This window comes from Streptococcus infantis (assembly GCF_047463315.1).
GTDB classification, from domain to species: Bacteria; Bacillota; Bacilli; order Lactobacillales; family Streptococcaceae; genus Streptococcus; species Streptococcus infantis_AB.
This window is the reverse complement of record NZ_JASHEB010000013.1, coordinates 1-5,515: the sequence shown is the minus strand read 5'-3', so window position 1 is coordinate 5,515 and position 5,515 is coordinate 1. Positions and strand designations below refer to the sequence as shown.

Genomic DNA, 5,515 nt, shown 5'->3' with positions numbered 1-5,515 from the left:
TTCATCTTTTCCATCGATGAAGCGAACATCTGCGCCCATGCTGAAAAGCTGGAGTATTATTCCAAAAAGGACAGTTGTTTTTTTGCTTCCAGTTCGACCCCATACGGCTATATGGGCTCTTTCTGAAAGGTTAACCTCTAGCCCCTCTTGTAACTTGATGATATACTTTTCAGCCTTTATATCTTCGAGGGTCGCTGGTCGCCAAGTTTTATCTGTTGCTACGTCTTCGAGTACAAATTTATAAAACAGTCCGTCTGTTGTTATCATTGCAGACGTGACCGCATAGGCTCCCAGCTTTCCTCTAAAGCTGGAATTGATATCCTCTGCGAGTTTATCGACATCATACATACCAGCCAATTTCTCGACTTCTACGCTGATGTGTGACGGTCTGCTATCGCATACCGCCACGCTGGGAACTGAGATAAAGGGAGTATCTTGTAGCCGATTAACTGACATAGTCGCCAATAAGCTCTTAGTGACTGCCTTTTCTGCCTTTTTCTGCGTGATATATTTTCCGATTGTCTTCGCTTTGATCACTGACTTTGTCAGCGAATACGCTCGCCAAATCGTCAATATAGCGACCAGCGACCACAAAACAATTTGAACAAGTTTAATCGATACAACCAGCCCCAGCAACAAGGACAGAATGGCCAAAGCTAAAACCAAAGCCCACCACGTCCAAAATTGCGAATAGAAAGGCACTTTATAAACGTTTTGAGGGTTCTTTTTATACGTGGTAGCCATTATTTACCACCCCCTAAGAACTCGCTCAAATACTTGTTTATGGTCTCGTCTGATAAGGTCTGACTATTCACGTATAAACGATTTTGCTTCTTTGAAAAATCAGTAGATTTTTCAGCTTTTTGAAGCAAATCGTAAATATCAAAACCTCGCTCATTCCCTATGATTTCAAGCAGAGAAAGAGAGGGTAAGACTGCAACACGTAACCACTCCAGCAAATCGCCCAGCATGACATCACGTTCTGCAAGACTAAAGTCTATCGTCTCATCATACTCTAAAAACTTTTCCCACCACTTCGTTTTATACCAGCGATTTTTGTTCGTGTCCCCACGTTTCGGGGTCAAAATCTCAAGAAGATTACGAAGCGACGTTTTAAAAATCTTGTCGATTTTATCGCCTTGTAAAAACTCATCAATGATTTTCAAAGCGTATTTTTTAGAATAGCTGATTTCGTAACGTTGCCAAACTTCTTTCCCAGTCCTCGCCCAATGGTCTCGGACTTCGGTTGGAAATAGTTCGTTCTTACTCTCATATTGTGCCTTTTTGTCATAAAAACGGGCATACACATTCCCACGGCTCCCATTTTGCGACCGAGCGTTTCCGATGTAAATTGTCTGACCCAGCGATTTTCCGTTCTGGTCTGACGTCTTAACGATATTATAGGACTTACGAGATGAACGATAATACCCTTTATTGAGTTTTTTCTCAATATCGGAAAATCTTACTGTCTCATCATAATCATCAAGAGCCAAGTCAATCCGTGTGAAATTTACTCCACCGTACTCTTTTAATGTTCTAAAAATAGAAACCCAATCGGTATCCCATTTTTCAGCTAATTCAGTCGACCCCTGACCCGTGAAAACCACGGTCATTGTCCGACTAGAATTTTTGTGCCAAGGCTTCTCGGGGTCATTCCAAAAGACGTTTACATAATTTCGATAAGTTGCCCCCGAGTTGTAAAAAAATCGCCCTGGGATTTCATCAAATTCTGCTAAATCATAACCCAAAATTTTCAAAAGTTGAGGGTCTAACGTCTGCTCATCATCTTCAAATGATACCGAAAAAGCCAGCCAGTCTATTTTGTATTTCTGCATGTCTTTTCCTCACTATATACGTGTAGTTTTTTATAAGGTCTAAACCGTTGATATATAAGGGCTAACTAGCATTTTTGCTTGTACGTGTAGCCCCCATGATTATTGAGGGGGGCTACCTGCTGGAAACAAGTTCCAGCAGTACCCTCAATATCTTAGTTAGTAGTCAGCAATCTGACCTTTCTGCTCAATGAAAATCATATTTGCTGACTTGATATCATAGCCAAGACCAGCGACCTTGTAAGCCTGCAAAAGTTCAAATTGTCTATCTTCTGATAGAACAATTTTAACCATTTTACCAGTGCCAAACTCCACAAATGTATATGTGAGACCGTCAGACGTTTCAGAACGTTTATCTTTGCCGTTCTCATCTTTTACCTTATTTCCAAACTTATCCTTAAGTTTCGGAAAATGCGGTGTCGGATTAACTCCGACATTGACTACTACTACGTTGTTAAACAACGTAAGACTTGCGTTTGTTGTGTTGCTCTGACTTTGCAGAGCTTTCAATTTTTCGAGTTGTGACATATAAAAAATGTCCTTTCTAAAATGTTGTGTCGCTTACCACGACCTGCAAACACTTTAGAAAAGACACTCTACTTTTATTTAACCACCCTACTTGACCCACTAAGGCCTTTTTTGGTATAATGGTCTTGTTCGAAAAAAAGTGAGAGTCTTACTGAGTTGACTGCCAGGTCTAGGTAAGACTTTTTTGTTGTCTGTTAGTTGTTCGAAGACTAACAGACATTTTTATTTTACATCAATTTTTTTTAGATGTAAACCCTTAATTTTCCCTCTGGGCTTCTGCCCAGACCCGAGGAGCGTAGGACGCTCCACCCCACCTCTGGAAGAAATTGATTTTAGATTTTCTCCGTTCGGCTTGTTCAATCTAGCATACTGATAGCCTCGCGCAAGGTACGGCTTCGCCTTTTCTCCTTGACGCTTCCGCTTGGATCAGTATGCTTTTTAGATTGAGCCGACGGAAGAAAAATCTTAAAAATCTAGTTCCACAATGTAGTCATCTCCGATTTTATTAGTTGCTTCTACAACTAATACCTTACTTGCCAAATCTTCGATTGCTGGTAATTCATCAACAGTTGTCCCATTAACAAAAGCCAATAATTTTTTGACGTGTTCTTCATTGACTTCTGTACTAACTTTGCTATTTTGGACAATGCTTTTTACCATTTTTCCATCAGAAACATTTTCAACGATGACCGATAAGTAAGCTTCATCAGTCTTATTGTCTTTGACTGTTACAACATATTCGTTTCCGTTAAGCATAACATCTACTCCTTTCTAACTTGATACTCTAATTATACTACTTAATTTTTAAAAAGTCTATATATAAAGTGGAGCATCACGATATGCTTGAAAACCTTGGTATATATAGATTTCTTTATTTTTTTACATAAAATTAATAGACCAAACCTGCGTTTTATGGTATAATAAAGTGTGGCAAATGTGCGTTTTATTACAAAAAAGGAGGGTATTTGTTCACATATGGCTAGATACGGACAAGTGAAAAATGTAAAATGGTTTGCAACAACAATCGCAGGCGCTGAAGAACTAAGTAAAGACAAAGGTTTGACTATGTTTGATATGCGAGTGATGTTCTATCTGCTCACAAAAATTGATGCAGATAATAGAGCAATCGTTCCACTACAAGAAGAGATTGCTAAAGAACTTGGAATGTCAAAGAGAAAAGTAACAGAAGCAATTACTAAATTAAAAAATTGTGAACTCATAATAAAAACCAAAGAAGCAAAAACGTATTTTATAAATCCCGAATTTTTCTACGCCGGCGGAGAGTTTACTCTCACTGAAAAAATTGACGATTTTAAAAGAAAACTTCAGGAACAAGAAAATAAACAACTCGAACAACAAATAGAAGACGTGCCTTTTTAAGACACGTCTTCTATTTCCAAATTTGCCACCATCGTTTTGCTTTTTGCTCCAATAACAATTGATTATCTTTTTGAGTAGCTAAAATAATAGTATGTAGTTGCTCAATTTGTTTTTTATAATCTTCTATCTGTTCTTTTAAGTCAGAAATACGCTCATCTTTTTCTTGTATTATATTTGTATTATCTTTTTCATCTTCTGTATTATCAATAGAAAACAACAAATCGCGAGCATAAGAACTAATAGTCCGACCCGAAAGTTCAGCACGTTCTTTTATTTCAAGTTTTTCATCTACACTCATGCGAATATTCAAAACAGTCATTTTTTCATTCATAATACACCGCCTATTATTTTATAATACAATAATAACACAAAATAACAAAAAAATAGGAATAATTCCTATTTTCTATTATTACATCTTACTCTTTATCATGTCTATATCTGGATAAAATAAATTCACTCCTCTTTGCTTTAAAGCTAAACAATTATTTAATTTAGATGTTATTTCAGCCACTACCCCTGCATGAATAGATACTGGAATTCCTCCAACAGTATGTACATGGTCAACATATTTCTCTTTAATACAAAATGCATTTTGGATTAAAAATGCATGGTTTTTCCCTGCAAATTTCCCCAAAACAATTTTATCACATTTACCATACCTATTAACTTGACTTTGATAAATACGCTGATACTTATCATATTTAGATGAAATAGGAATCATCCAAAAAATGCTACTATCTGTTCTATCCTGAATAGCACAAAAATGAGGTCTGTACCCTCCATTTTCTTTATTAGACATCAATTTATCATCATTAACTAAATTAAAAAAATCATCCTTTAAATGATAACTTTGACCAGCAATTAATACCATATATAACTCCTAAAAAACCCGCCATAATTGGCGGGTATTATTTACAAACCGAATAATTTATATCCCACCCCATCGGCAAGTGGCATTATTTACGAACCGAATAATTTATATCCCACCCCATCGGCAAGTGGCATTATTTACTTTTCATCTTAATTATATTGTAAAACATAGTGTTATGTCAAGTGTTTTTTTTAAAAAAGCTTATAAAAATCCTAATTTATAAGCTTTTTTAAATGCTCCCAGCTCATTAAATCCATGACTGTATAAATCACAAACATAAAATTTCATTGGCTGGTTAGTCAGTCCGTCGCAAGTATAGAACCCTCTGAAATCTTCAATGTTTCCAGCCGTTGCAACTTCTCCGAATGCCATTCTTTGAATGTCAGAGTTTGCAGATCCAAGGAGAACCTTGGAAGCAAACTGCTGACGTATCTTTTGCGGTAGCGTATCAGTTGACGGGTCTTGCGTGCTAGCAATAACAGAGACACCCACCGAGCGCCCTCGTTGAATGATAGCCGTTAAGTCGGCCACAAACTTTTTAGACTGTTTAGAGTCCATAAGAGCCACGATAGAGCCGATTTCATCAGCAACTAGCACAACAGGTTGAAGCCCAACTTCTGAAGCTTTCAGACCTATTTTTTGACGTTTCTGCACCTCGTCAGCCATTATCTGCTGACGTTCTTTGATGATAGCTAGAATATCTTCTAGCTGCTCAAAAACTGGGTCAATATCCGATACAATTTTATCAGCTGGATAGAATCCTTTAAACGAACTAAATTCATCTTTTCCATCGATGAAGCGAACATCTGCGCCCATGCTGAAAAGCTGGAGTATTATTCCAAAAAGGACAGTTGTTTTTTTGCTTCCAGTTCGACCCCATACGGCTATATGGGCTCTTTCTGAA

The 5,515-nt window shown here is 37.3% G+C and carries 7 protein-coding genes and 1 pseudogene; 1 reads left to right on the top strand and 7 read right to left on the bottom strand.

Annotation, left to right across the window (positions count from 1 at the left end; genetic code table 11):
- The 4 genes and pseudogenes from QM857_RS09155 to QM857_RS09140 all read right to left on the bottom strand — a co-directional run.
- Nucleotides 1-744 (bottom strand): annotated as a pseudogene (locus QM857_RS09155) (plasmid partition protein); the annotation flags it as partial.
- Nucleotides 744-1,835 carry a replication initiation factor domain-containing protein gene (locus QM857_RS09150; RefSeq protein ID WP_414275761.1) on the bottom strand — a complete coding sequence of 364 codons (1,092 nt, stop codon included), beginning with the start codon at nucleotides 1,833-1,835 and terminating at the stop codon, nucleotides 744-746. The gene QM857_RS09150 and the pseudogene QM857_RS09155, both read right to left, overlap by 1 nt.
- 156 nt (nucleotides 1,836-1,991) lie before the next feature.
- Nucleotides 1,992-2,360, bottom strand: coding sequence for a hypothetical protein (locus QM857_RS09145; protein WP_414275760.1), 369 nt, complete (start codon nucleotides 2,358-2,360; stop codon nucleotides 1,992-1,994).
- A gap of 465 nt (nucleotides 2,361-2,825) precedes the next feature.
- A complete protein-coding gene (locus tag QM857_RS09140; RefSeq protein ID WP_414275759.1) occupies nucleotides 2,826-3,116 on the bottom strand; it encodes a hypothetical protein in 291 nt (96 codons plus the stop codon).
- A gap of 219 nt (nucleotides 3,117-3,335) precedes the next feature.
- Here QM857_RS09140 and QM857_RS09135 point away from each other — a divergent pair, with 219 nt between their 5' ends.
- Nucleotides 3,336-3,740: a replication/maintenance protein RepL gene (locus QM857_RS09135; RefSeq protein WP_414275758.1), complete on the top strand. Its 405-nt coding sequence runs from the start codon at nucleotides 3,336-3,338 to the stop codon at nucleotides 3,738-3,740.
- Nucleotides 3,741-3,750: 10 nt separating this feature from the next.
- Here the strand turns inward: QM857_RS09135 and QM857_RS09130 are convergent, their stop codons facing one another.
- From QM857_RS09130 to QM857_RS09120, 3 genes are all read right to left on the bottom strand, one after another.
- Nucleotides 3,751-4,071 carry a plasmid mobilization protein gene (locus tag QM857_RS09130; RefSeq protein WP_414275757.1) on the bottom strand — a complete coding sequence of 107 codons (321 nt, stop codon included), beginning with the start codon at nucleotides 4,069-4,071 and terminating at the stop codon, nucleotides 3,751-3,753.
- 78 nt (nucleotides 4,072-4,149) lie between these two features.
- Nucleotides 4,150-4,611 (bottom strand): type III toxin-antitoxin system CptIN family toxin, encoded by a 462-nt coding sequence (gene cptIN, locus QM857_RS09125; protein WP_414275756.1) that lies wholly within the window; start codon nucleotides 4,609-4,611, stop codon nucleotides 4,150-4,152.
- 201 nt (nucleotides 4,612-4,812) lie between these two features.
- The coding region (locus QM857_RS09120; protein ID WP_414275755.1) for a type IV secretory system conjugative DNA transfer family protein at nucleotides 4,813-5,515 on the bottom strand (703 nt) is incomplete at its 5' end.

What these genes read in the sequence shown, in the direction of transcription:
- QM857_RS09150 (WP_414275761.1), bottom strand. Translation starts at nt 1,835, where the DNA reads ATGCAGAAATACAAAATAGACTGGCTGGCTTTTTCGGTATCATTTGAA.
- QM857_RS09145 (WP_414275760.1), bottom strand. Translation starts at nt 2,360, where the DNA reads ATGTCACAACTCGAAAAATTGAAAGCTCTGCAAAGTCAGAGCAACACA.
- QM857_RS09140 (WP_414275759.1), bottom strand. Translation starts at nt 3,116, where the DNA reads ATGCTTAACGGAAACGAATATGTTGTAACAGTCAAAGACAATAAGACT.
- QM857_RS09135 (WP_414275758.1), top strand. Translation starts at nt 3,336, where the DNA reads ATGGCTAGATACGGACAAGTGAAAAATGTAAAATGGTTTGCAACAACA.
- QM857_RS09130 (WP_414275757.1), bottom strand. Translation starts at nt 4,071, where the DNA reads ATGAATGAAAAAATGACTGTTTTGAATATTCGCATGAGTGTAGATGAA.
- cptIN (WP_414275756.1), bottom strand. Translation starts at nt 4,611, where the DNA reads ATGGTATTAATTGCTGGTCAAAGTTATCATTTAAAGGATGATTTTTTT.